Here is a 25968-nt window from a genome sequence, read left to right on the forward strand (position 1 = left end):
TTATATCCATTGTCTTTCTATTCCGTTTTAGAAGTTAGAAATTCTTGTTATCAACATTTATAATATATATATATTTCTTTTTTCTAAAATTTAAAAAAAAATGCTTGTTATGATAGTGTGTTAATAGGGGACATAATTATTTCACTTAATACTTGCTTCGAGTAGATTTGGAAGTTTATCGACATCTTATGGACTATTGATTTGTATATAAATCAATAGGTTGACTTAGTTATCAACACTTATTGATAACCTTGTTGAACATGAAATTAGTGATAAGTAAAATTTAAATTACTGTTAATTACTTCTATTTAACGTTTGATATCTTTTAATGATATTTGAAAAGTAAATTATTAATCTTCCTTATTATTTTGTAAGGCAAAATTTAAATGGATTTTAAAAATTTTAAAGTTACTTTTTGTCGGTAGTTTATCAACAATTAACACAATTTATTAAACCACTAAATAACAACAGCTTTACGTTTTTTCTTAATTAATGTTGTTAACAACCCAAATAACGTTGTGAAACCATAGGTATTTGTACATTTGTACACCTCCATGTAGGTAGTAATAAACGTTTTAAACATTATATAATCTAAAATTAACTATAAAAGGATGAAAATAGCCGTTGGTAATGATCACGCGGGAACTGAATACAAGTTTGCGATTGTTGAACTGTTAAAATCTATGGATTTGGAAGTCGTTAATTATGGTACGGATAGTTCAGAAAGTGTAGATTATGCAGATTATATACATCCAGTGGCAAGTGATGTGGAAAATGGAAACGCAAATCTAGGTATTATAATTTGTGGAAGCGGTAATGGGGCCTCAATGACAGCTAACAAACACCAAAAGATTAGAGCTGCGCTATGTTGGAATACAGAAATTGTAAAATTAGCCAAGGAACATAATAATGCCAATATTTTAAGTTTGCCAGCACGTTTTATTTCCCTGCCTCAAGCTTTGGATATGGTAAAAACGTTCTTAAATACTCCCTTTGAGGGTGGCCGACATGAAAAACGAATAGAAAAAATACCTACCTGTTCGTAACTATTTTTTGGTTATTTAAAAGACCTCATATGGTTTAATAGTGGCTTCTCCTGTAATAGGAACCAACAGTTATGATAATAAAAGTAAAAACATTTAAGGAATTAGAGACGCCGGAATTATATGATATACTACAATTACGTTCAGAAGTGTTTGTGGTAGAGCAGAATTGCGCATACCAAGATGTGGATGGTAAAGATACTTTAGCATTACATCTATTAGGTTTAAAGAAAGGTAAACTGGTGGCTTACACGCGTATTTTTAAAACAGAAGTTGTATATAAGGAAGCTAGCATTGGTAGAGTAATCGTAAGAAAAGAGGAACGTATGTACGGTTATGGTAAGGCTATAATGGAAGCTTCTTTAAAGGTTATTGAGAATACATGTGGTACCGTTCCCGTTCGTATATCTGCTCAAACTTATTTACTTAAATTTTATAATTCTCTTGGATTTGTACAAGAAGGAAAGAACTATTTAGAAGATGGTATTCCTCATATATTGATGATAAAAAAAGAATAGATTCCAATGAGTTTTAAACTAAAAAACACCGAATATTCGGTGTTTTTTAGTTTATATAATTCTTATTGGTTTTATATTTTAATTGGGACTTTATCGGTAAGATTAATATCTTCCAACATATTATCTGTAAACTTATAATGACCCTTTGTTGTAATTATTTTGAATTTATTAGATCTCATTCTGCTTAAGGTATCCAAAAACAACCATTTGGATTTGAGCATCAATGGTCTTTCTGACTTTAAGCTGATTTCAAAATAATATTTTCTACCATTTTTTAAAGCTACAATATTCGGGGTAATCTTTGTATCACTACCTTTTTTAAGGTAAGATTTTGGACGGTCATAACCTTCAATATCTGCCTTGATATTTTCAAAACCATGTGCTTCTAAATGGGAAACGGACTTCTTTATAAAGGCCTCATTCTCAGAATTTTCGATCTTAGGAATTTCAGAATTTTCAAATTGTGTCATAACGGAAAATTAATGATTTATTTTAGATATAACAAAATTTATGTAGAGATCTCGTTGATTTTAGTAGATTTTTAACAAAATTTAGTTTACGATGTTAAAATCCATATTTATTTCAAATCTTTAGGACTATTCAAACTTAATTAATTGGAACATTAATAGTTGGAAGAATATGTTCTTATTTTGAAATACCGTCAGATTTATTTTATAGGACTTTAATAACTAGATTTTTAAGTATTCCAAGTCCTTTTACTAAATAAAATTTTCTATTTTTCCAAGTTAAATTCAGAACCTAAATAAATTGGGATTTGTTCTGAAGCAGAATTGGTTGTTACAATTGTAATTAATTATAAGTCCCTACTTAAAACGAAATTTTATGCGACGGTATTGGAATGGATTTTTAGCGGTATTTTGTTTAACATTGTTTACTTCTTGCCTTAGCGAAGAAAAGGAGGGTAATGAAGTTTTAAATAAACTCATAGAGGAAACAAAACAAGAATTTGCACCAGATCAACGAGTAGCTTTATTAAATTTAGAGCTTGTACCGATGGGTTCTAAAACGCTTATTAAGGGAGAAAGCAACCTTCCTGATGCCGTAAATGCCCTGAAGGAAAAATTAAAAGAGAATAATGTTTTCTATACAGATAGTATTCAGTTATTGCCATCTGCAGAATTACAGGGGAAGACGTATGGTCTTATAACAATTTCTGTTGCTAATTTACGAGGTAAGCCTTCTCATTCTTCGGAATTGGTAACCCAGGCCACCTTAGGTACTCCGGTGGAGATTCTAAAGGAAGAAGATAGTTGGTATTTAATACAGACGCCAGATCATTATCTTTCATGGGTAGATGGAGGGGGAATTTCTAGCTTTTCCAAAGAAGATTTTTTAAAGTGGAAAGCGACCAATAAAGTGATTTTTACAAAAACTATGGGTCAGGCCTTTTCTGCTCCCGATCAAAATTCACAAGTGGTTTCTGATATGGTAGCCGGTGGGATATTGGAATTGATAGGAGAAGAAAATAGTTTTTATAAGGTTAAATTTCCAGATGGAAGAATGGCTTTTATAAATAAAAATGAATCCCAGGATTATGACGCCTGGCTAGCCGCTTTAGACCCTTCCCAAGAATCATTGGTAAATACCTCCATGGACTTAATGGGCGTACCTTATCTTTGGGGAGGAACCTCAACAAAGGGAGTAGATTGTAGTGGTTTCACAAAAACCATTTACTTTTTAAACGGCATGGTGCTGCCTAGAGATGCTTCTCAACAAATACACACTGGGGCTACAGTGGATAAGGATAAAAATTTTGATCAGCTACAACCTGGTGATTTATTGTTTTTTGGAAAGCCGGCAACAGAGACTTCCAAAGAAAGAGTTGTTCATGTGGGGATGTGGATCGGTAACAATGAATTTATACATTCTGCAGGTAGGGTTCATATTAGCAGTGTAGATAAAGAGGCCGACAATTTTGATGAATATAACCTAAACCGATATTTGCGTTCCAATAGGTACCTTAAAGAACCAATGGACGGGTTGATAGAATTGGCAAAAACGCCGGTTTTCAAAGATTAGTCGACTAGATTAAAATTAAGGGCCTCATTACACTTCTGAAAGATGGTAATGAGGCCTTTTTTAATGTGCAAAAATTACAGATTTGATCTTGAATCCGTTAGAAAGAATGTAAATGGATTCTATATAGTATTCTGATTATTATAAAAGAACGGTTTTTCCTGTTCGCACCGATTCATCCGCTGCCAATACTATTTTCAGACTGTTAACGGCATCGTTTAAATGATCTGTAAGGTCTAAATCTTCTTTAATGGCTTTTAATAAATATTCCTGTTCCAATAGACATAATCCATCATGATCGGGCTCGTCCTCGGTTGGAATCATTTCATCTTTCTTTGAAAATTTACCTGCAGCATCTAATTCGCTGTAATGTAATTTTAGACTGTTGGTTTTGCTATGGCCATCTATATCTTGGGACTCACCTTTAGCTTCATCTATTATGGAGACAGCTCCTTTTGGGCCAATTACATCTTTTACAAAAAATGCGGTTTCACTCATCATAGGACCCCATCCTGCTTCGTACCAACCTACAGAGCCATCTTTAAATCGTACTTGTAGCTGACCATAGTTATACATTTCAGAGTCTATTTCCTCGCTTAAACGGGCTCCTATGGCGCTTACGCTAATAGGCTTGGATTGAGTCATAAGGCACATAATATCTACATAATGGACCCCACAGTCTACTATGGGCGACATGGAGTTCATTAATTGTTTATGGGTATACCAATGGTCTCCGGAACTTTGTTGGTTAAGGTTCATTCTCATAACCAATGGTTTTCCTAAACCACGGGCAACGTCTACAAACTTGGTCCAGGATGGGTGTACTCTAAGAATATACCCTACCACCATTTTTCTTTTTTTCTCTAAAGCTAAATCTACTAATTCTTGTGCCTCTTCAACAGTTAATGCCAATGGCTTTTCTACGAAGACATGGGCCCCTGCCTCTAAACTCATTTTGGCATATTCGGCATGGGTATCGGGATAGGTATTTATAGATACCACATCTGGTTTTGTTTGCTCCAAGGCAGTTTTAAAATCTGGAAAAGTAGGATATCCTCCCAATTCCTTGGATAGCTTTTCCCTGCTCTCCGCACTTCTACTTACAAGTCCCACTATTTCAAAATCGGAGAGTTTATGGTAGGCCCTAGCATGGGAAATGCCCATATTACCACAGCCTACAACAAGTGTTTTTAATTTTTTCATTATATAGTTTTAGTTGTTCACAATTATAATCAATTGTTGAAGTTACCCATTAGGGCCTCTTCAAATCAACTTAATTTCAATTTATTACCGATGTATCTTTACATTTTAAAATTACTTCATTAGCCTATTAGGTCATCTTTAAACTGACCATTGTTACATTAATTAAATGACTCATCTTCCTGCAAATTAAGAAAAGTATGTCTATTTAAGAAAGTTTCATCAAACTAGTGATTAAACTTTGGGAAAGACGTATTTGTTACTGTATTTATAATTACTAAATTGTATGCTTTTCGTATGTGTATTCACAGAACAAGAAAAAGTGCCAACAACCAAACCTATACTTTATACTATTCCATATAGGATAGTATAGCAAACCAACTTTATCGACTTAAAATGAGCAAAACCGCACTTCCTATTACCCAACGTTTGTTTTCTTTGGATGTATTTCGTGGTTTAACCATGTTTTTATTAATTGCTGAAGCAGCCGGCTTTCATGGGAGCTTTGTAGAATTGGTATCAGGAAATAAATTATTAGAACCAATAGCGCAACAATTGCGTCACCATCCCTGGAATGGGCTGCGTTTTTGGGATTTAATTCAACCTTATTTTATGTTTATCGTTGGGGTGGCCATGCCTTTTTCCTTAAGAAAACGACTAGCAACACAATCTAAAAAAGAGGTAAATGCACATATTATTAAACGATGCATACTATTGTTTGCCTTTGGGGTACTCTTGCATTGTGTGTACATTCACGCCTTGGTATGGGAACTGTGGAATGTATTGGTACAATTAGCATTTACTATTGCCATTGCCTATTCTATTATGTCCTTATCTCACAGGACTCAGATTTTTATTTGCTTTGGAATTTTACTACTTACCGAAATAGTATACAGAGCCTATAATCCACAAGATCCTTTTGTAATGGGAAGCAATTTTGGATCGTGGGTAGATATGTTGTTGATGGGGAAATTAAGTGGTGGAGGATGGGTAACCATTAATTTTCTTCCTACCGCTGTTCACACGATTATGGGGGTACTTTGTGGACAATTATTGCTCTCTGGAAAATCGATCAAAGAGAAAATAAATCCACTATTACGATGGGGAGGTATCTTACTGGTATTAGGATATGGTTTGGATATAACGGGAGTTACCCCAATTATTAAACGAATTGCTACCACTTCCTTTACCTTGGCGTCAGGAGGTTGGGCATTACTTACCTTAGGCCTATTTTATTGGTGGATAGATATTAAGGGGCATAACAATAAATGGTTACGGATATTTTCCGTAGTAGGCACCAATTCCATTTTCATCTATTTGTTTGCAGAAACAGTAGGCTCCCAATGGTTTAGGGATTTTGGACTCATTTTTACCAAGGGTATTTTAGCTCCAATGGGTGTAGATACCGGTTTAATAATGGTTATTAATTCCCTATTCGTCTTATTTATGTTTTGGTATATCACCTATTTTCTAGATAAGAAAAAGGTGTATTTTAAAATATAGGTCAGTCTATAATTGTATATAGTTTAGTACCCTAAGATTTCCTTGTATTTTGAATTATCCTTTAACAATGCCGTTGCAGTTAGTATTGCTTCGTCATGGAGTAAGTGATATTCATAAAGTCCGTTTCTATAGAAGTATCTTTTGAGGATTTCGTCTTCTAAATTCTTTTGAATCTCTTTTCTATATTTTTCCAAGGCAGCAGTCTTATCCTTGTTCATGGCCATCAAAAGGGATTTGTAATTATCGGTCACCTCCGAGCTGTATAAGTTGCTTTCTTCGCTTGCCATCACTTCCTTTAATGCCTTCTCTGCCTTGGTTTCAAACTCAAAACTACTTTTAGCAACATAAGACTTAAAATTTTCATATTCACTTTCGCCAATATTAAAATCGGATACTTCATCAAAAGTATTTTTGTAAAAATAATCCGTTGCAAAATCAAAAATCAGATTATCGTTAATCAAGGATTGGGTAAGCGCATTTGTTTTAGATGTGGCAATTTCGATATCTGGCAAAACACCGCCACGATCCTGAACCTTTCTTCCGTTTTTGGTGGTAAAGTCTTGAAATTTGGTGTTTTTAAGTGCATTTCCGTCTTCGTCCCTGTTCCAATAATCCAAAGATTGGATACATCTCCCTGAGGCCGTATAGTATCTAGAGATGGTAACTTTTAATTGGGTACCATAGGTAAGTTTTAAAGGACGTTGTACCAATCCTTTTCCAAAACTCCTTGCTCCAACAATAACTGCCCTGTCTAAATCCTGTAAACTTCCCGATACTATTTCACTAGCAGAAGCACTTCTCCCATTTACTAAAACTACTAAGGGTATTTCTGTATCAACAGGCTGATTGGTGGTTTTGTATTCCCTATTAAATTTTTTCACTTTGGATTTGGTAGTTACCACAAGTTCCCCTTTAGGGATAAATAGGTTGGTTATGTTAATGGCTTCGGTTAATAATCCACCAGGATTATCCCGTAAATCCAGTATTATATTGTTAGCTCCATTATTCTTAAGATCTAAGAGTGCCTCCTTGGTTTGTTTTGTTGCTTTTTGATTGAATTTAGATAAGACAATATAGCCAGTATTGCCATTTATCATTTTATAAAAAGGTACGGCATCTACCTCTATGGCTTCCCTATTTATGATGGTGGTCTTGGTCTGACCTTGTCTTAGATAGGTAACTTCTACACTAGTATTGTTAGCCCCTTTTAGAAGTTCATCTGCATTGTCCTGAATTTGGGAAACGGTAAGATCACCAATTTTAATTATTTCGTCCCCTGCTTTTAAACCAGCCTTATCCGCTGGATAATTCTCATAAGGTTCTATAATGAGAATTTTATCCTTAAAACTACGGACCACGGCCCCTATTCCAGAATATTTTCCTTGATTATTTATTTTGAAGGTTTCTACATCTTGTTCGTTGAGGAACTTGGTATAGGGATCCAATTCTTCTAGCATGTTCTTAATTGCAGTGTCCATCAACTCAGCTGGATTGGTTTCATCCACATAGTTCATATTTAATTCTTTGAATAGTGTGGTGAAAATTTCGATCTGCTTGGCAATTTCAAAAAAATCGCCTTTAAAACTACTTCCTGCAATTAAAAAAGCAATGGCAATTACGGGAATAAGCACTCGCTTTAGTAATATCCTTTTCATAGGTAGCTATTTATTTTTTTATATGTAAACTTATCTAATGGCATTCATCGACTAAACCTCTTACCTCCTAGTCATCAGCTTTCGGTTATGCGTAATTCACCTGTATTATTCTTTTTTATCTGCTTTAGTATGTTCCGCTGCAAACTTTGTCATCAACCGAATCATAGTATCCGATATTTTTGTCTGTACGGGCATCTCTTTACCAAGATATAAAAACATAAACGCAAATTGGTTTTCGTTGTTGTTAAAAATCAGGTGTTTATTTAGTCTATATCCTTCCCGCATCAATCTTTTTATACGATTTCTTTTTACCGCACTCTTAAAATTTCTTTTGGAAGCGGTTACTCCTACCTTACAATGGGCATCATCCTCAAAATCAATTTTCAGGTATATTAGTCTAATGGGATATTGGGTAATGGATCTACCCTCGGCAAATAACTTTTCAATTAGTTTTTTGCTCTTTAGTTTCTCTTTTGTTGGGAGGGAAAATTTCTTAGGTTCCATACTTAATATTTTCTCTAGTGGCAACAGTGTTTCCTTATGATTACTTTTAATATTAAAAGACTTAATTTTCCAAGGTATTGTAGGGATTATGAGTGCTCCCAATTTACCGTATAATGGTAGACTTATCCCCTATCGATGCTAAAAATAATATAGGGATAAGTTTTTTATCCATATTAATTGGTAAAAATGCTTATCCCTATAAAAAATAATGTTGGTACTAATTTCTATTAGAAATTCTATTCAACGTTTTGCGTTGCCTGCCAGAAATTATTTTCAAAATTAATGTCCGCCATCAACTGGGATGGATCTATAACAATCGCTTTAATACTATTTAAAGGCTTGTTTAGCTCAAAACTGTAGTTTGGGTAAGCCCAGGGCCAGTTTTGTAATACAGTCCTTTTAAGAGTTGGATATGGGTTTTCCTTCTCACCGTACATCATCCTAAGCGGTGCGTAAAGTGTTTCTTGGGTACCATCATTATAGATTACAAAAATGTCTATGGGCATAGGCATGGACCCAATGCGTTCCAAACTTATCTTAGTCTTATCTCCTTCTGCTACAACTTCCTTAATACCATAGTCTATAGTGTTTGTGGTCTGTGTCCAATCTGTAAGGTACCAGTTTAATTCCATATGGGACACTTTTTCGGCTGTTCTAATAAAATCGGTTGGTGTAGGATGGGTAAATTTAAAATCCTCATAATATTTACGCAAGGTTTCCATAAGCTTGTCCTGTCCAATTATATAGCCCAATTGGGAAAGGAAAATTGCACCTTTACTATAGGCAGCTACACTATAGGAAAAATTAAGGTCGTATCTATCGGCATGTGTTGTCTGTGGTCGCTCTTCCCCTGCTTCTATAAGTCTATAATAGCTATTGTAAGATCCTTCAAAAGGATTTTCCTTTTTCTGATCCATAATCAAGTTCATGCACAAACTAGAAATAAAGGAAGTAAATCCTTCATCCATCCATTCATGTTTGGTCTCGTTAGTGGCCAATACGTGCTGAAACCAAGAGTGTGCCAACTCGTGAACCATGACCCCTACTAGGCTTCCAATTGTTCTTTCTCCTGTAATAAGTGTACCCATGGCATATTCCATACCACCGTCTCCACCTTGGATAACAGAGTATTGATCATAGGGATATTCTCCTAGGTTATTATTGAAAAACTCCATCGCTTCCACCGTTTTTGGCTGAAGGTTTTTCCAGTTTTCCAAAATTTCCTTGTTGTCCTTATATAGGAAATGTAGGGTTGGACCGTTCTCCATTTGCACGATATCGTGAATATATTCTGGATCAGCTGCCCACATAAAATCGTGTACTTGCGGGGCTTTAAAATGCCAAGTAAGGGTTTTTCCCTTTACTCTTTTCACCTTAGATCCAGGCGTTTCATAACCATGACCTACTTCTTGTGCGTTTTGCAGGTAACCGGTACCCCCAACAGTATAGTTTTTGTCTAGGGTTATCTTTACGTCATAATCTCCCCAAACCCCATGAAACTCACGTCCAATATAGGGAGTAGCATGCCAGCCTTCAAAATCGTATTCTGCCATTTTTGGATACCACTGGCTCATGGAGAGCGCTATGCCTTCACTGCTATTTCTACCGCTACGTCTTACTTGTTCAGGAACCTGCCCAGTAAACGACATGTCAAAAGTAGCCTTGCCTCCTGCTGGAATGGGCTTGTTTAGGCTAACCACCAAGATAGTCCCTTCTTCCTTAAACGTAACAGGTTGCCCATCTTGATTAAGTTGTGATACGCGTAAGTAACCAATCTCGTCTGGACTTAGGGTAGCGATTCTACTTTTCCCTTCGTGCATCATTCTACGGTCTGGATCTGGAATACTTTGTAAGCGTACATCCATTTCACTACCTGGTTGAAAGGCGTTAAAGTAGAGATGGTAATATACTCTCGTCAATTCGTCCGGAGAGTTATTGGTGTATACCAATTTTTGAGTTCCAGTAAATTGATAGTTTTTCACATCCATGGATACGTCCATGGTATAATCTACATGTTGTTGCCAATAGGAGGTGTTTCCCTGCGCCTTAATTGTGGAGGTCAGTCCACAGAGCGCAATGATTAAACCTGCTAAAAGTCCTTTACTATACTTCATCATTCTTATAATTTTAATTTGCCTTTAGAAACAGCCTCGGCCATTATAAGGGCGTTATAGGCATTTACCATTTTTCCGGATTTAGAAATATCTTTAAAATCCATAGACTTATTATCATCGCCACCTACCGATACTTTCGATTTAGAGGAAAGACCAGACTGCATAATTATTTTCTTCACCTGCGAAGCAGATAAATCGGGATAGTAAGACATAATTAATGCTGCTACTCCGGCCACAGCGGGAGCTGCCATGGAAGTACCGCCTTGAAAATCATATTTACTTTCTGGCATAGTAGAATAAATAGCACTTCCAGGGGCAAAAACGTCTACGTTTATTGCACCGTAATTGGAAAATGAAGCTACCATTTCCGATCCGTACTTGCTGGTTAACGCTCCTACAGTAATAACGTTATCGGCCATTTCTGGACCGTTGTTTATTTGGTCGTTAGGAAAGTTAGGGTTTTTTGGATCGTCTAAGTCTTGACTAGAATTTCCTGCGGCATGTACAAAAAGCACATCGTTTTCTGCTGCGTATTTAATAGCATCATATACCCATTCTGCATTTGGTGAAAAAGATTTTCCAAAACTACCATTGATAATTCTGGCACCGTTGTCTACTGCATATCTAATCCCTAAAGCAATATCCTTATCGTATTCATCTCCATTAGGTACTGCACGGATACTCATTAATTTCACATTGTTAGCAACACCATTGGCTCCTTTTCCGTTATTTCTTTCGGCTCCAATAATACCGGCCACATGGGTACCGTGACTTTCATCTTCCAACCTGCTTTGAGGATTTCCGTCTCCGTAGTTGGTATCGGTAATATCATAAGGATCGTCACCAACTATTTCTCTACCGTTAAAATCTACGTTTAGGTTATAATTCAACTGGTCCGAGAAATAGGTAATACCGTTGTTCAAATCCTTTAATACCTCGGAAATGGAATCCTTAATAGTTAACATTTGGGTTAATATTCCCACATTGCCCATCATAGCTTCATTTTCTGGCTTTATTGTCGCTAGGTCTTTTTTGGTGTAGGTATCTTTTCCTAACAATTCCTTTACGTCAGAATCTGCATTTTTAACAGCCTGATAGATTTGCTCATATCGCTGTTTGTTTTGTAAAGCTTTATCGTAATCCTTCTCCAAGTTTTCCTTGGCTCTTGCTTGTAAAGCTGCATCACCTAGGTTAAGGGCAACAATTCTAGCCATTTCTAACTGCTCGTTATAGGAATCTCCTAAAAAGTTATAGCCGTGAATATCATCTACATAACCATTATTGTCGTCATCAATATTATTACCGGGAATTTCTTTTTCGTTTACCCAAAGTACATTTTTAAGGTCCTCATGAGTTAAGTCCATTCCCGCGTCCAATACAGCTACAACTACTGTTTTTCCTTTTTTATCTTTAATTATCTCAGCATACGCCTTATCTACACTCATTCCTGGGATAGTATCTGTAAGCAGATCTAAATGTCCCCAGTTCTTTTTCTCCGCCTCGGTTAGTTCAGCGGTTTTTAGTGGGAGGGTATCTATATTTTCAATTGGGGTTGAAACAAGGGCGGTTCCACCGCAACCAAAAAGGAGAAAGGAGGCCATTATGGCCAACATAGATTTGTTAAATGTCATCGTCATTTGTTGTTAAGTTAATTTATTCGTTTTTATTGAAGGATCTGCCAGGATATTCCGCTCTAAAGGTTTCTATACTACCACGATCTGCCATGGTTACAAAGCAGGTTTTACCGTCTTGGCCTCCAAAAGCAATATTGGAAGGTTTTTTTCCTTTCAGTTGAATTTCCGATATTATTTTTCCGCTTTTATCTACTACCACCACGGAGCCTTTATCGTATCGGGTAATGTATAAGTTCCCCTTAATATCGCATCGCATCCCATCCATACCAAAATCATCGAAAGCAAGAAACTCCTTTTTTTGGTGTATGGTGCCATCCTCTTTAATATCATATTCCCAGACCTTCCGCTGTACCGATTCGTTCACATATAGCTTACGCCCATCTGGACTCACCTCTATGCCGTTAGTAGTTCCCATATTATCTTCTAAGAGTTGTATTTTTCTATTCTGGTCTACCATCCAAATCCTGCCACTGCCTTCTTTCCAATTGGGATCGCTAAGATAAATGGTGTTATTTGGTGCTATGGCTAAATCGTTAGGCTGATTAAGTATAGAATCTTGAGCCCAAACTTCAGGTGTTTTGCTTCCTTTTTTTACCCGATATACTTTATGGCCTTTATAATCTGCAATAAACATATTCCCGTGGGTGTCAAAACGGATTCCGTTTCCTATACTTCCCTCGGGTAAGGTTAGGTATATTTTTCCTTTTCCATTTTGGTCTACGATTCCTATAGTACCTTCTTCCTCAAAATTAACGGCAAAGAGATCACCATTGGCATTTACTGCGGGACCTTCTATCCCTTTGGTAAATACATATTCTGCTGTAAAATCAGTACTGTGTTTTTGTTTTGGATTACAATTAGTAAGTACAAAAAGGCAAGTAATGGTAAAAATGGTTAGGCGGATCATATTATTCAAAAATATGGGCAAAGTTATGTGTTTCTTTTAAACGGACTCCTTTTTCTGTATGCTGCAAAGTACAGACTTGGTTATGGGCGTCGTGTTCCATAAATAGGTAATACTCATTTTTTACGGCGGTATCCAAAAAACGAGCTTTTTCTGAAAGCGTTAATAGGGGCCGGGTGTCGTACCCCATAACATAGGCAAGAGGAATATGGCCTACGGTAGGGAGCAGGTCTGCAACAAAGACCAATGTTTTTCCCTGGTAGGATATATGGGGTAACATTTGTTTTTCGGTATGTCCGTCTACAAATAGTATCCCAAAATCGAGTTCCGATTTTTCAATAAAATCAGTTTCGTTTCTACTAACGAATCGCAATTGCCCACTTTCTTGCATAGGCAATAAGTTTTCGGTTAAAAACGATGCTTTTTCCCTAAAGTTGGGTTTGGTAGCCCAGTCCCAGTGAGCTTTATTAGACCAGAAAGTTGCATTTTTAAAGGCAGGTTCATAGCCTGTTCTGTCCTTGTTCCATTGCACGCTTCCTCCACAATGGTCAAAATGAAGGTGGGTCATAAAAACATCGGTAATATCATCTCTGTGAAAGCCGTGTTTTTTTAGGGAACGGTCTAAAGTATGATCGCCCCATTGGTAATAATAGCCAAAGAATTTTTCTGATTGCTTATTACCCATTCCAGTATCAATTAGAATTAAGCGGTCGCCATTCTCTATCAGGAGGCATCGGGCTGCAAGATCAATCATGTTATTGGCGTCGGCCGGATTGGTTCTGTTCCAAATTGATTTTGGAACAACACCGAACATGGCCCCACCATCCAACTTAAAATTTCCTGTTTCTATGGGGTATAGTTTCATCGAAAATACTTAATCCGTGCAAATTAACAAAAGGAGTAAGTATATTGTTGAAAACCCTATTTTATTAGTGGTTTTTTAACATTTTTCAAGAAATTGAGTATTGTAAAACCTACTATTCCAGATAAATAACCTTTTCATTGGCACTAATATTATCTTTAAAATGGAAGGGACGCTTATGACCATTTTCATCTACAATTAAAATAGGAAGAATATCTTTATTTTTACCGCGTTCCTTTACCCATTCCCTTGTGGTACTATCGCTTTCCACAGTTTCTATGTTTTCCTTAAATTCATTGGCCGATATTTTATATGCCCATGGAGCCATATCGGTTTTATTGGCAAATAGAGAAGAAGCGTCCATAGGATCTAGAAGATTTACTCCTGCTGCGTTTTCATCTGGCGACATCAACACTATTTTATTGGGGATATAAAAGGAATTATTTGCTAGTTGGGTAGCAAGCAGATTGATCTCGCTATTCCCAGTGAGCGCAATAAAGGTATTTTTATCAATGGCATTGGCCATTTCAAAAGTATCTTCTTTTAAAGCATTTCCGTGTATTGCGGTTACCCCCTGCTCATTGGCCTCGTGTATTAGCTCTTTATTAGAATCTATTAAGACCACCTCATGGTGTTCCTTAAGTTGTTTAGCAATATATAGTCCTAAGGGATTGGCGCCAAGGATTAAATATCCTTTTCTAGTGTCTTGTTTTACCAATTCCCCTCTTTTTCGTAACCAATTAGTAGTCCATGTTAAGAATAAGGGAACTGTAAGTGTGGTAGAAATGGCCATGAATACCAATATGGAGAATATTTCTGTGGTGATAATTCCCATTTGGAGGCCTATACCTGCTATGATAATTTCTACGGCTCCCCTCCCGTTCATACCTGTTCCTATGGTGATCCCCTCTCGCCATCCGTAGCCGCTAGGGAGATAAAACAAGGCGGTCCCTACAATCTTTCCAATCACGGCTCCTGCAATAATTAATATTAAAAGAACAAGATCGGTTTGGAAGACCTCCAAGCTAACGTGAAACCCAGCGGTAACAAAGAAAATAGGAGCTAGAAATCCAATGGACATGTCATGGAAGACAATGGTTACATCCTTTAAAACGTTTCTAGAAAACACCCCTTCCCTAATAAAGAGACCCGCCATAAAGGCCCCTAGAATACCATGGAGACCAGCAATTTCGGCAAGTTCAGAAAAGGCCAATACAATGATGACCATTATAGTAAAATGAAATGTACGGTTAATTGTTTTTGTTTTGGACAACAATTTACCTAAGAGTGGAAAACCATAGATCCCTATTAAGGTGGCTGCTGCAAAAAATAGAATTGCTTTTCCTGCTACCCAAGTCAACCCGGCAGCGTCTACACTTCCTACATCTACAAAACCAATTATCCCAGCAAAAATTACCAAAGCCAAGGTGTCGGATATTAACGCTCCGGCCATAAGTACATAAGCTATTCTAGTATCCAGAAGTTTAAGGTCTACCAAAATTCTACTTTTTGTGGCCAAGGAGGTTACCCCAACAGCAATACCTACAAAAAGCGCGGCAATCTGGGTACCATCAAAAATTATAATGGTATAATAACCCAGCGCAAAAGGAACTACAAATCCACCTATGGCAGCAAGTAATCCTGCCCATGAAGCTTTTCCTAAATCTTTAAAATTGATTTCCATTCCGATATAGGCCATCAGAAAAAGAATACCTACTTCTGCCAAAGTATTAAGGGCTTCCGAGGTTTCTAAAATGCCCAGTAAAGCGGGACCAAGTAAAATACCAATTAACAATTCACCTAGGATAGGAGGAAAACCTACTCGTTTTGCAACCATTCCACCTACCCAGGCGGCAATTAAAACAAGAAGAAGATTTAAGATTTGTAGTTCTGCCATAAGATAGAAGATATGAAAAAATTGGTCGGGAAAATACCTAAATAATGCTAATTCACAAAGTAACCATACAAAATAATGGATTTCTTCTCCATAATTTACACTTCATTATTGGGTTCAAAATTATTGTCACTTTTACGAATTTGTTGGCGTTGATCCATGTTTTTTCCCTTTAGACTAATATTTTTACCATTTTTAAACTTATATTGTCCCAAACAGATTTATGGTAGAGCTTGCAGGAATAGTTGTTCTAGGTATTATAGCACAGTGGGTAGCATGGCGTTTTAAATTACCCGCTATTTTGCCACTGATTCTTATTGGACTCTTAGTAGGTCCAATAGCTACATTGTTTACAGAAGATGGCACTAAATTAATTAGACCTATATGGAATGAGAAGGAGGGATTATTTTTAGGGGAAAGCCTATATCATTTTGTCTCGCTGGCCATTGGTGTTATTCTTTTTGAAGGCGGACTTACCCTAAAACGGTCGGAGGTAGCAAGAGTAGGTCCCGTAATTACAAAGTTGATTACGGTGGGAAGCGCAGTAACCTTTTTCTTAGCGGGCACCGCAGCTCATCTTATATTTAATTTATCATGGCAAATTTCATTTTTATTTTCTGCATTGATTATTGTCACTGGTCCAACGGTTATTACACCTATTCTTAGGAATATTCCGTTGAAAAAAGATCTATCAGCAGTATTGAAATGGGAAGGAATACTGATAGACCCTATAGGAGCATTAGTGGCGGTATTGGTATTTGAGTTTATAAGTATTGGAGAAGGACAGGGTTATACCCAAACAGGTTTGTTGGAGTTTGTAAAGGTTTTGTTGTTAGGCTTCACCTTTGGTTTCACTTTTGCACACGCCTTAACTCAGGTCATAAAGAGGAATTATGTTCCGCATTATTTATTAAATGTGGTATCCCTATCCGTAGTACTTTCAGTTTTTGTGATTGCTGAGCTTTTTGCGCATGAATCCGGCCTACTTGCCGTGGTGGTTATGGGTATGGTAATGGGAAACACGCAGTTACCCAATATAAAAGAATTGCTCTATTTTAAGGAGTCCCTTAGCATACTCTTAATTTCTATGTTGTTCATTCTTCTTTCAGCAAGTATGAATATATCGGAATTGAAGTTATTGTATACCCCTCAAACATTGCTACTTTTCGCCATTGTAGTTTTTGTGATCAGGCCTTTGGGAGTATTCTTGAGTACCATGGGGTCTAATCTTAAAGTAAAGGAAAAGGTATTTATTAGTTGGGTAGGGCCAAGGGGAATTGTTGCTGCAGGAATCGCCTCGCTATTTGGATCAAAATTAATTTTAAGAGGAGAACCTGGTGCGGAATATATAACACCTCTGGTATTTATGATTGTATTGGGAACGGTATTGCTAAACGCTTCCACTGCCCGCCTTATGGCTAAATTATTGGGAGTGTATTTGGAGAAGTCCGAAGGAATTTTAATTGTTGGGGCATCTTCGGTATCTAGATTAATAGGTAGTTATCTTAAAAAGAACAATAGGCATGTGGTTTTAATTGATAATAACAAAACCAATATTGATAGCGCTAAAGGTCTTGGCCTAGAAGCTTTTGTAGCCAGTATTTATTCCGATGCGCTTACTGACGATTTAGAATTGAGTGATATTGGTTACCTCATGGCACTGACCGGCAACTCGGACATTAACAAATACGCTGTGAATACCTTTAAAAAACAATTTGGGGAAAATGGTGCGTTTCGACTCATTAATTCCGAGGAGATGAGCAATCCGGACAATAACCCCAAAGAAGGATTGTTTTCCCATACCGATGATTATGTTAAGTTAACGGAAACAGCAAGGAGATATCCGGTTATAAATGAAATTGAGTTAAAAGATAAAGAGCATTATGAGGGATTAATTGAAATCACCAAAGCGGATAGAGATATTGTTCCATTATTCTTTAAAGGGCTTGATGGGGATTTAAAGATTATTTCATCGTTTAGCACTGATTTTGAGGATATAGCAGAGGGAAGCAAACTGGTATATCTTGGGAAAAAAATGGAAGTGGATATGGAGCCGGAAGAGGATAAAATAGATACTGATATAAATTAAGGCTTAAATGCGTAATTGCCAATACTAGATACATTGAACCGATTATGGTTTTCTATTTTATAAAGACTGTTTTACAAAGGTTAAAATCTAATAAACGGGGTGTGTTTTTAAATAACAAAGAGCTTACTGATATACTTTCACCCAATCAATAATCATTTGTACGGGCAAATCTTTTGGGTCTACTTTCCCTACCCAAGATCCACCTAACTGCATATCTAGCATAAAATAAAAGGGCTGATCAAAAGGCCATTGACTTGGGTCTACATCCTCTAGTTTAGGGTAAATAAAAGTCTCTTTTCCATTAAGGGTGAACACTAATTTATCTGGGAACCATTCCATCCCATAAACATTATATTTTTCTGGGTTTACAGCTACCGTGTTAGAATGTGGCGGAATAGATTTTTGTTTAAGTTCCAAGGTGTAGTAGGAGTGAACAGTCTGAAATATTTTTTCTTCAAAACTTAAACGCTCCATAAGGTCTATTTCCCCATTTTTGGGATAGGCCCCATATTTTGGTTGGTCTGCCAACATCCATAGTGCAGGCCAAGCACCTTGGGCACTTTCTAACTTAGCTTTTATTTCTATTTTCCCGTATTGATAGGCAAATTTACCCTTTGTAGATACTCCCCCTGTTAGGTAGGGCACGGTATCTATACTACGATCTGGATTAACGATACCGCGTAGATAGAGTTTACCATCCTTTATATGGATGCAATCCTCATGAGGGGACATATAGTTGCCCCAGTCCGCTGAATTCCTTTCTATGACGTTCCATTTTGCCGCATCCAAATAATCATCTTTTTCGAAATGTTCTTCCCAGATCAGTTTCCAACTGCTCTGCTCTTCTGTGGCATTCTTGGATCCGCCACAACCTAAAAATAAAAATAGGCCACAAACTAATAAACTATAAACTTTACAGGTTGTGGAGGTCATAATTATTAGTCGTTTAATTTAAGTACGGCCATAAATGCCTCCTGCGGGATTTCCACATTACCGACCTGTCTCATTCTTTTCTTACCTTTCTTCTGCTTTTCCAGTAATTTTCTTTTTCTGGAAATATCCCCACCATAACACTTGGCGGTTACGTCTTTTCTTAAAGCTTTAATAGTTTCTCTGGAAATAATTTTAGCTCCAATAGCCGCCTGTATAGGAATATCAAATTGTTGTCTTGGTATTAGCTCCCTAAGTTTCTCACACATTTTCTTGCCAATATGGGCTGCGTTATCGGCGTGTATTAATGCAGATAGAGCATCTACTGGTTGTGCGTTCAATAAGATATCTACCTTCACTAATTTGGAAGTCCTCATTCCAATTGGAGTATAATCAAAGGATGCGTATCCTTTTGAGACTGTTTTTAACCTATCGTAAAAATCGAACACGATTTCAGCTAAGGGCATATCAAAATTAAGTTCTACCCTATCTGTAGTTAAATACGTCTGATTGGTAATCTGACCTCTTTTGTCTATACAAAGTGACATTACGTTGCCCACATAGTCGGACTTAGTAATAATGGTGGCCTTAATATACGGTTCCTCTACATGGTCCAAAGTAGAAGGATCGGGAAGATCCGATGGATTATTAACAATTACAGCTACTTCTGGATCTTTACGGGTATAAGCAAAATAACTAACGTTGGGAACCGTGGTAATTACGGTCATGTTGAACTCCCTTTCCAATCTTTCCTGAATGATTTCCATATGAAGCATTCCTAAGAATCCACATCGAAAACCAAAACCTAGGGCTGCACTACTTTCTGGCAAAAAAACCAAGGAAGCATCGTTAAGCTGGAGTTTTTCCATGGAAGAACGCAGATCTTCGTAATCTTCTGTGTCTACGGGATAGATACCAGCAAATACCATTGGTTTCACATCCTCAAATCCTCCAATAGGATTTTTTGTAGGGCTTGCAGCATCAGTAATGGTGTCCCCTACTTTTACTTCCCTTGCCTCTTTTATTCCAGTGATTAGGTAACCCACATCCCCAGCTTTTATACTTTGTTTAGGATGTTGTACCAACTTTAAAGTCCCCACCTCATCGGCAAAGTAATCCCTATTAGTTGCAACAAATTTTATTTTTTGACCTTTTTTAATTTCACCATTTATTACTCTAAAATAAGTTTCTACGCCCCTAAACGGATTATAAACAGAATCGAATACCAAGGCCTGTAAAGATTCGTCCACATTTCCTTTTGGTGCTGGGATTCGCTCTATTATAGCAGTTAATATTTCTTCTATTCCCAAACCAGATTTAGCCGATGCGGGGATAACCTCTTCTGGCTTACAGCCCAAGAGTTCTACAATATCGTCAGTTACTTCTTCTACATTAGCACTAGGAAGATCTACCTTGTTCAATACAGGGATAATTTCCAAGTCGTTTTCTAAGGCCAAATATAGATTGGAAATGGTTTGGGCCTGTATACTCTGTGCTGCATCTACCACCAATAAAGCTCCTTCACAGGCCGCAATGGAACGGGACACTTCATAAGAAAAGTCCACATGCCCAGGCGTATCGATCAAGTTGAGGACATATTTTTCACCCTTATAAACATAATCCATTTGAATGGCGTGGCTTTTAATGGTAATCCCGCGTTCCCGCTCAAGATCCATACTATCCAAAAGTTGATTTTGTTTTTCTCGTTCAGTAACGGACCCAGTAAAATCCAATAACCTATCCGCTAGTGTACTTTTTCCGTGATCAATATGTGCAATAATGCAAAAGTTCCGTATGTTCTTCATCTATGCCTAATTTACATTCGCTGAATTTGTCTCAACGTTTCATCATCCCATTTCCCTTGGTCTGCCATTAAGATGGTGCTCCAAGACTGGAAGTCATGGCAAAGATAGACTTTATCAACGATTTTTAAATTAAAAATAATACAGAGCTTTAGGAGGTTGTACGATCAGTATATATTACAATTCCGTATTTTTGATTCCTTCATCTATCTTTTGGACCAGTGTTGACTTTTACTACAAAAAGCAGCGTTAAGCCTTGCTGTATATAAATATAAAGTTAACTTTATTTATTTTTAACTTGGGAAACTTTGTTTCGTGAAAAATTATATTCTCTCTTTTCTCTTCTATCTTTTATTAAGTGTTCCTATCCGTGCACAGGAGTTTAAGGTTTCCGGTACAGTAATCCATACTGACAATTCCGAGATCTCGTTTGCAAATATTCTATTATATACTGCGGCGGACACTAGTTTTGTGAAGGGTTCAGTAACCGATGAGATTGGATTCTTTTCCGTTGATCAAATACCTGCAGCTGCCTATCTATTAAAAGCAAGTTACATGGGAAACCATTCCCAATTTATAAAGATAGACGTGCAATCAAACATAGATATAGGGTTGGTTTCCGTAGATAGTGAGGCCCAGGCCCTTGATGAGGTGGTAGTAGTCTTTCAAAAACCTACCTTGGAACAAAAGGTAGATCGACTTGTTTTTAACATTGGGAATACGGCACTTTCAGAATCTAATATTTGGGAGGCATTAAAAAGTACCCCCAGTGTATTTATTATGAACAACGAAATAACCGTGAAGGGTGAAAAAGGGGTTCAGGTACTAATTAACGATAAGAAAGTAAATCTACCGCAAGAAGACATCCTAAACCTCTTAAATGGCACCTCTGCCAATGGAGTTCAGGCAATAGAAGTGATAACAGCTCCTCCTGCAAAATACGATGCTGAAGGGGGCACCATGATTAATATACGCATGAATAAGAATTTGATTGCGGGCTATAATGGTGCAGTTTTCAATAGGTATACCCAAGGAAATTTCCCGCAACATACCCTGGGAACCAATCATTATTTTAAAGGGGAAAAATTAGAAACTTCTTTTAATTACAGTTTTAGCCAAAGAAAGGAACTTACCAATTATACGGATATTACAAATTATATGGAAAATGGAGCTATCACTGATATCTGGACCTCGGACCTAGAAGTTATAGATCGCTCGAGAAGACATAATTCCAGTATTTTCTTGGATTACAAAGTAAATACCAATAATACTATCAGTTTTTCTTCCATCACCACTTTTACCCCAAAATTTGTTGGAAGAGACTATTCAGAAACAGTAATTCGCGAGACGAATGATCCCAATAGTACAGGTTTTTTTACTAAAAACGATTCAAAATTTTCTTCAGTAAATACCGCGTTTTATTTAGATTATGAAAACAAGTTAAATGATGAGGGGGCTCTAATAGCCTTTAATGCCCACTATACTTTTTACGATTACGATAAAAATCAGGAGTTGGAAACCGATTTTTATGATGAAAGGAAAACAATTGTGAATGAGAATGCTTTTAGTACCACAAACCAACAACGTACAGATTTGTATAGTATACAGACGGATTATAGTACCCCATTGGGAGAAAGCTTCATTTTGGAGTCGGGCTTTAAATATGCGCTTACGAGTTCTGAAAGTGATATTTCTCAACAAGGATTTAATCGGGAACAACCGGGAATAGATCCTATGGAAGATGGCCAGTTTTTATATGATGAAAATATATATGCCGCTTATACCAGTGTAGAAACCAAATGGGAGAATTGGTCCTTTAAATCGGGTTTAAGGGCAGAATATACAAAAACCAAAGGTGATTTTAGCCTCGATAAAAATGTTATTGGAAAAGATTATTTAGAATTGTTCCCCACGGTATTTTTTCAATTTACACCCACTGAAAAGCATCGATTTGGATTAAATTATAAAAGAAGTATCATAAGGCCCGATTATAGTACCATTAATCCTTTTCAGGTTTTTCAGAGTAGTAACTCTGTAGTTGAGGGGAATGTGAACTTAAGACCTTCATTCAAAAATTCTGCTATATTTAGTTATACGTATGATAAAGATTACACCCTTGAACTGTTTTATCGATATCATAAAAATGCTATCAGCCTATTTACTTACCAGGATAATGAGAGCAAATTATTACGTTTTATAACGGACAATTTAGATCGCGAACTGGCTTATGGTCTGGATTTCATCTACAGAAAAGAAATAGTCAAAGCTTGGGACGCCTATTTGCTGACTTCTTATTTCTATGCTTCAGAACGTTTTAATGATAGGAATACTAATAACCAAATAGATAATAATTTGTGGACGCTATTGGTACAGTTTAAAAACAACCTTACCTTTTTAGAAGATAGATCACTTACAGCAAATCTAAATTTCACCTATGTTTCCCCAATTGTGGTGGGTAACTCCAGACAGAGGGAATATTCTGATTGGGAAATTGCCCTAAAAAAGAATATATGGAGCAAAAAAGCGAATATAAGCCTTACGGTTAGCGATATATTTAATCAGTTTAAATTACACAATACCCGGGATTATGGAGATCAATATAATATATCCTATTACAGACCAGATAGTCGCACTTTCACCTTAGGGTTTAGGTACAATTTTGGAAATATGGGTATTAGGGACAATTATAAAAATAAAGATACCGAAGAAAGGGAAAGGTTGTAGTTATCTATGCTTTAATCCTAAGGCTCCTAATTTCTGTTACGAATTTGTAATATAAAATCGCTTGGTTTTATTCCGATAAGTAGCGGTTTTTTGCCGAGGTCAAACCAACTACCAACAATAGTATGGCAGATACAACCAATAATGCCAATGGCACGTACCAATTGTTCGAAAGGCTAAAGAGTGCACCAAATACAGGAGGTCCACAAGCGGCTATAATGTAACCAACGGTTTGCGACATTCCGGACAACTCTGCAGATTCTGAGGTGGTTTTAGTCCGCAACACCATAAACATCATAGCGAGGGTAAACGCCAAGCCCAAGGAAATACCGATACTGATTACCGAAGGGATAACAAAACTTGTCTTTCCGAAAATGATCCCTGCTAATCCTAACATCAGTAAAATAAAAGTAACCCAAACCAATGAGATCTGGTCTTTCATTCTGGCGGCTAGTATAGGGCCAATAAGCATAATGGGCAACTGGGCCATTTGTATAAAGGAGAGCATCCACCCAGAGCGATCGGGAGACATTCCCCAACTTTGTAATATTGTAGGTAGCCATGCGGCCAAGCAATAGAATAATAGGGATTGAAGTCCCATAAATACAGCAATATTCCATGCCAACGAGGATTTCCATAGCGCTTTGGAGGAAGTCCTTTTGCCTTGGGCAGTAATTACCGGGGATTTTTTAACCTGAGGATACCAGATAAATAAGGATACAACGGCCAATATCCCCCAAATACCAATAGAGCCTTGCCATCCCATACCACTAACTTGCCCTATACGAATACTAAAACCGGCAGCTAAGGCCGAAGTTAAATTCATGGAGACCAAGTACATCCCGGTAACAATACCCACTTTGTTAGGAAATGTTTTTTTTATATAGGCAGGCATCAATACGTTACCTACAGTAATGGCAGCACCTATAAGAGCGGCACCAATAAAAAGCAAGGGAACATTCCCAACCGAACGGGTAAATAATCCCAAAGCTAAAACCATTAAAGAGTATAGCAGCAGCCTTTCCAAACCTGTTTTTCTAGCTACCCTAGGGGCAAAGGCAGATAATAGGGCAAAAGAAATTAGAGGTATAGCAGTAAGTAGGCCTACAAAGGCTGGGGAAAGACTTAGGGAATCAGATATTTCGTTGATTACAGGGCCAACTGAAGTGATGGGAGCCCGTAGATTAGCAGCGATAAATAGGATTCCCAGTAGTATTAAAATGAGCTCTAGATTTAATCTGTTACCCCATTTATTAGCTGATCCAGCATTGGTTTGCCCTTTCATGTCTAATTGATCAATAATTTTTAGATCCTGCAAATGTAGCCCTTATAAAATAGCAGATTAGTTAATGCTTCCTTAAAGCAGTTGAATTTTTTAATAGCCTAATAGTCTTGCCCTAGCGTATTTAAGGGCCAAATCTCAGCTCCTACTTCCAACTGCTACTGTTCACCTTAGCTGTTAATTGTCTCTGCCTACTGATTTCCAGTCCCCTAGTGTTAGAGTAGCGTTTTTTTTCTGTAATTTTGCAATCCAAAATTTAATAGACAGTCATTGTGCCGAAAATAGGAGACATACAATTACCGGAATTCCCTTTGTTGTTAGCGCCAATGGAGGACGTAAGCGATCCCCCATTTCGTGCCTTGTGCAAGGAACAGGGTGCAGATGTGGTGTACACAGAGTTCATATCTTCGGAAGGCCTTATTCGTGATGCTGCCAAAAGTGTCATGAAATTGGATATCTATGAAAAGGAGCGTCCCGTTGGGATTCAAATTTTTGGAGCTAACCTGGATTCCATGTTACAATCAGTAGAAATTGTTGAAAAGTCGGGTCCAGACATTATAGATATCAATTTTGGGTGTCCCGTTAAAAAAGTGGTTTGTAAAGGAGCAGGAGCTGGAATTTTAAAGGATATAGATCTTATGGTATCCTTAACCAAGGCAATGGTAGAGCATACTAAACTACCCGTAACTGTAAAGACAAGATTGGGGTGGGATCACGATTCTATCAAGATTGTTGAGGTTGCCGAAAGGTTACAAGATGTAGGTTGTAAAGCTATTTCCATTCATGGGCGAACAAGAGTTCAAATGTATAAGGGAGAAGCAGATTGGAGGCCTATTGCCGAGGTAAAGAATAACCAGCGGATGCATATTCCTGTTTTTGGGAACGGCGACGTAGATAGTCCTGAAATGGCCATGAAAATGAGGGACGAGTATGGTTTGGATGGTGCTATGATAGGTAGGGCCAGTATTGGGTACCCATGGTTTTTTAAAGAAGTAAAGCATTATTTTAAAACAGGGACTCACGCAGCCCCTCCAACCATGGAAGAGCGTGTGGAAGCTGCTAGGCGCCACCTACAAATGGCGATTGATTGGAAGGGTGAGCAGTTAGGAGTATTTGAGACCCGTAGGCATTATACCAATTACTTTAAGGGAATTCCTAATTTTAAGGAATTTAGGATGAAAATGGTAACTAGTGACCACTCAGAAGACGTTTTTGCTGCTTTTGATGAGGTTTTGGAAGTTTTCGGGGATTACGAGTTTGCTACTCCCTAACCCTA

General features: G+C 37.2%; 19 protein-coding genes. 7 read left to right on the forward strand and 12 right to left on the reverse strand.

The features are described from left to right. Positions 1 to 611 precede the first annotated feature (611 nt). Both rpiB and G466_RS0113140 read left to right on the forward strand, forming a co-directional pair. Entirely contained in the window at positions 612 to 1046 is a 435-nt protein-coding gene (rpiB, locus tag G466_RS0113135; RefSeq protein ID WP_026814089.1) for a ribose 5-phosphate isomerase B, read from the forward strand. A 71-nt stretch (positions 1047 to 1117) separates the two neighbouring features. Continuing rightward, entirely contained in the window at positions 1118 to 1561 is a 444-nt protein-coding gene (locus G466_RS0113140) for a GNAT family N-acetyltransferase (RefSeq protein ID WP_026814090.1), read from the forward strand. Positions 1562 to 1632: 71 nt separating this feature from the next. On the opposite strand, the gene G466_RS0113145 is transcribed toward G466_RS0113140, so the two are convergent. Next, positions 1633 to 2031 carry a hypothetical protein gene (locus G466_RS0113145; RefSeq protein WP_051315658.1) on the reverse strand — a complete coding sequence of 133 codons (399 nt, stop codon included), beginning with the start codon at positions 2029 to 2031 and terminating at the stop codon, positions 1633 to 1635. A gap of 373 nt (positions 2032 to 2404) precedes the next feature. On the opposite strand from G466_RS0113145, the gene G466_RS0113150 reads away from it, so the two are divergent. Beyond that, positions 2405 to 3601 (forward strand): SH3 domain-containing C40 family peptidase, encoded by a 1197-nt coding sequence (locus G466_RS0113150; RefSeq protein WP_026814092.1) that lies wholly within the window; start codon positions 2405 to 2407, stop codon positions 3599 to 3601. A 138-nt stretch (positions 3602 to 3739) separates the two neighbouring features. Here G466_RS0113150 and G466_RS0113155 read toward each other — a convergent pair whose 3' ends face one another. Further along, on the reverse strand, positions 3740 to 4801 hold the full coding sequence (locus G466_RS0113155; protein WP_026814093.1) for a Gfo/Idh/MocA family protein: 1062 nt from the start codon (positions 4799 to 4801) through the stop codon (positions 3740 to 3742). A gap of 393 nt (positions 4802 to 5194) precedes the next feature. On the opposite strand from G466_RS0113155, the gene G466_RS0113160 reads away from it, so the two are divergent. Then, positions 5195 to 6301, forward strand: a complete 1107-nt coding sequence (locus G466_RS0113160; protein WP_034235602.1) for an acyltransferase family protein — start codon at positions 5195 to 5197, stop codon at positions 6299 to 6301. 23 nt (positions 6302 to 6324) lie between these two features. Here the strand turns inward: G466_RS0113160 and G466_RS0113165 are convergent, their stop codons facing one another. The 7 genes from G466_RS0113165 to G466_RS22000 all read right to left on the reverse strand — a co-directional run bounded on the left by G466_RS0113165 (position 6325) and on the right by G466_RS22000 (position 15871). Beyond that, complete coding sequence (locus G466_RS0113165) at positions 6325 to 7956, reverse strand: S41 family peptidase (RefSeq protein ID WP_026814095.1); 1632 nt, start codon at positions 7954 to 7956, stop codon at positions 6325 to 6327. Between the two features lie 105 nt (positions 7957 to 8061). Then, positions 8062 to 8460: a ribonuclease P protein component gene (gene rnpA / locus G466_RS0113170; protein ID WP_026814096.1), complete on the reverse strand. Its 399-nt coding sequence runs from the start codon at positions 8458 to 8460 to the stop codon at positions 8062 to 8064. 236 nt (positions 8461 to 8696) lie between these two features. Continuing rightward, positions 8697 to 10577 carry a M1 family metallopeptidase gene (locus tag G466_RS0113180; RefSeq protein ID WP_229797223.1) on the reverse strand — a complete coding sequence of 627 codons (1881 nt, stop codon included), beginning with the start codon at positions 10575 to 10577 and terminating at the stop codon, positions 8697 to 8699. Between the two features lie 2 nt (positions 10578 to 10579). Then, positions 10580 to 12211, reverse strand: coding sequence for a S8 family peptidase (locus G466_RS0113185; RefSeq protein WP_026814098.1), 1632 nt, complete (start codon positions 12209 to 12211; stop codon positions 10580 to 10582). 16 nt (positions 12212 to 12227) lie between these two features. Continuing rightward, positions 12228 to 13115: an SMP-30/gluconolactonase/LRE family protein gene (locus tag G466_RS0113190; RefSeq protein WP_026814099.1), complete on the reverse strand. Its 888-nt coding sequence runs from the start codon at positions 13113 to 13115 to the stop codon at positions 12228 to 12230. Between the two features lies 1 nt (position 13116). Continuing rightward, entirely contained in the window at positions 13117 to 13977 is an 861-nt protein-coding gene (locus G466_RS0113195; RefSeq protein WP_026814100.1) for an MBL fold metallo-hydrolase, read from the reverse strand. 112 nt (positions 13978 to 14089) lie between these two features. Next, positions 14090 to 15871: a monovalent cation:proton antiporter family protein gene (locus tag G466_RS22000; protein ID WP_051315659.1), complete on the reverse strand. Its 1782-nt coding sequence runs from the start codon at positions 15869 to 15871 to the stop codon at positions 14090 to 14092. A gap of 220 nt (positions 15872 to 16091) precedes the next feature. Between G466_RS22000 and G466_RS0113205 the strand changes: the two genes are divergently transcribed. Further along, on the forward strand, positions 16092 to 17957 hold the full coding sequence (locus tag G466_RS0113205; protein ID WP_026814101.1) for a cation:proton antiporter: 1866 nt from the start codon (positions 16092 to 16094) through the stop codon (positions 17955 to 17957). A gap of 123 nt (positions 17958 to 18080) precedes the next feature. Here G466_RS0113205 and G466_RS0113210 read toward each other — a convergent pair whose 3' ends face one another. Both G466_RS0113210 and lepA read right to left on the reverse strand, forming a co-directional pair. Continuing rightward, positions 18081 to 18890 (reverse strand): glycoside hydrolase family 16 protein, encoded by an 810-nt coding sequence (locus G466_RS0113210; RefSeq protein WP_026814102.1) that lies wholly within the window; start codon positions 18888 to 18890, stop codon positions 18081 to 18083. Between the two features lie 5 nt (positions 18891 to 18895). Next, positions 18896 to 20692 (reverse strand): translation elongation factor 4, encoded by a 1797-nt coding sequence (gene lepA / locus G466_RS0113215; protein WP_026814103.1) that lies wholly within the window; start codon positions 20690 to 20692, stop codon positions 18896 to 18898. Positions 20693 to 21004: 312 nt separating this feature from the next. On the opposite strand from lepA, the gene G466_RS0113220 reads away from it, so the two are divergent. After that, the gene (locus G466_RS0113220; protein ID WP_026814104.1) at positions 21005 to 23413 is read left to right on the forward strand and encodes an outer membrane beta-barrel family protein; all 2409 of its coding nucleotides are present in this window, start codon (positions 21005 to 21007) and stop codon (positions 23411 to 23413) included. Positions 23414 to 23480: 67 nt separating this feature from the next. Here the strand turns inward: G466_RS0113220 and G466_RS0113225 are convergent, their stop codons facing one another. Further along, positions 23481 to 24695 (reverse strand): CynX/NimT family MFS transporter, encoded by a 1215-nt coding sequence (locus G466_RS0113225; RefSeq protein ID WP_026814105.1) that lies wholly within the window; start codon positions 24693 to 24695, stop codon positions 23481 to 23483. 269 nt (positions 24696 to 24964) lie between these two features. On the opposite strand from G466_RS0113225, the gene dusB reads away from it, so the two are divergent. After that, the gene (gene dusB, locus G466_RS0113230; RefSeq protein ID WP_026814106.1) at positions 24965 to 25963 is read left to right on the forward strand and encodes a tRNA dihydrouridine synthase DusB; all 999 of its coding nucleotides are present in this window, start codon (positions 24965 to 24967) and stop codon (positions 25961 to 25963) included. Positions 25964 to 25968 lie beyond the last annotated feature (5 nt).

This window comes from Arenibacter certesii DSM 19833 (assembly GCF_000429545.1).
In the GTDB taxonomy this organism is placed as follows: domain Bacteria; phylum Bacteroidota; class Bacteroidia; order Flavobacteriales; family Flavobacteriaceae; genus Arenibacter; species Arenibacter certesii.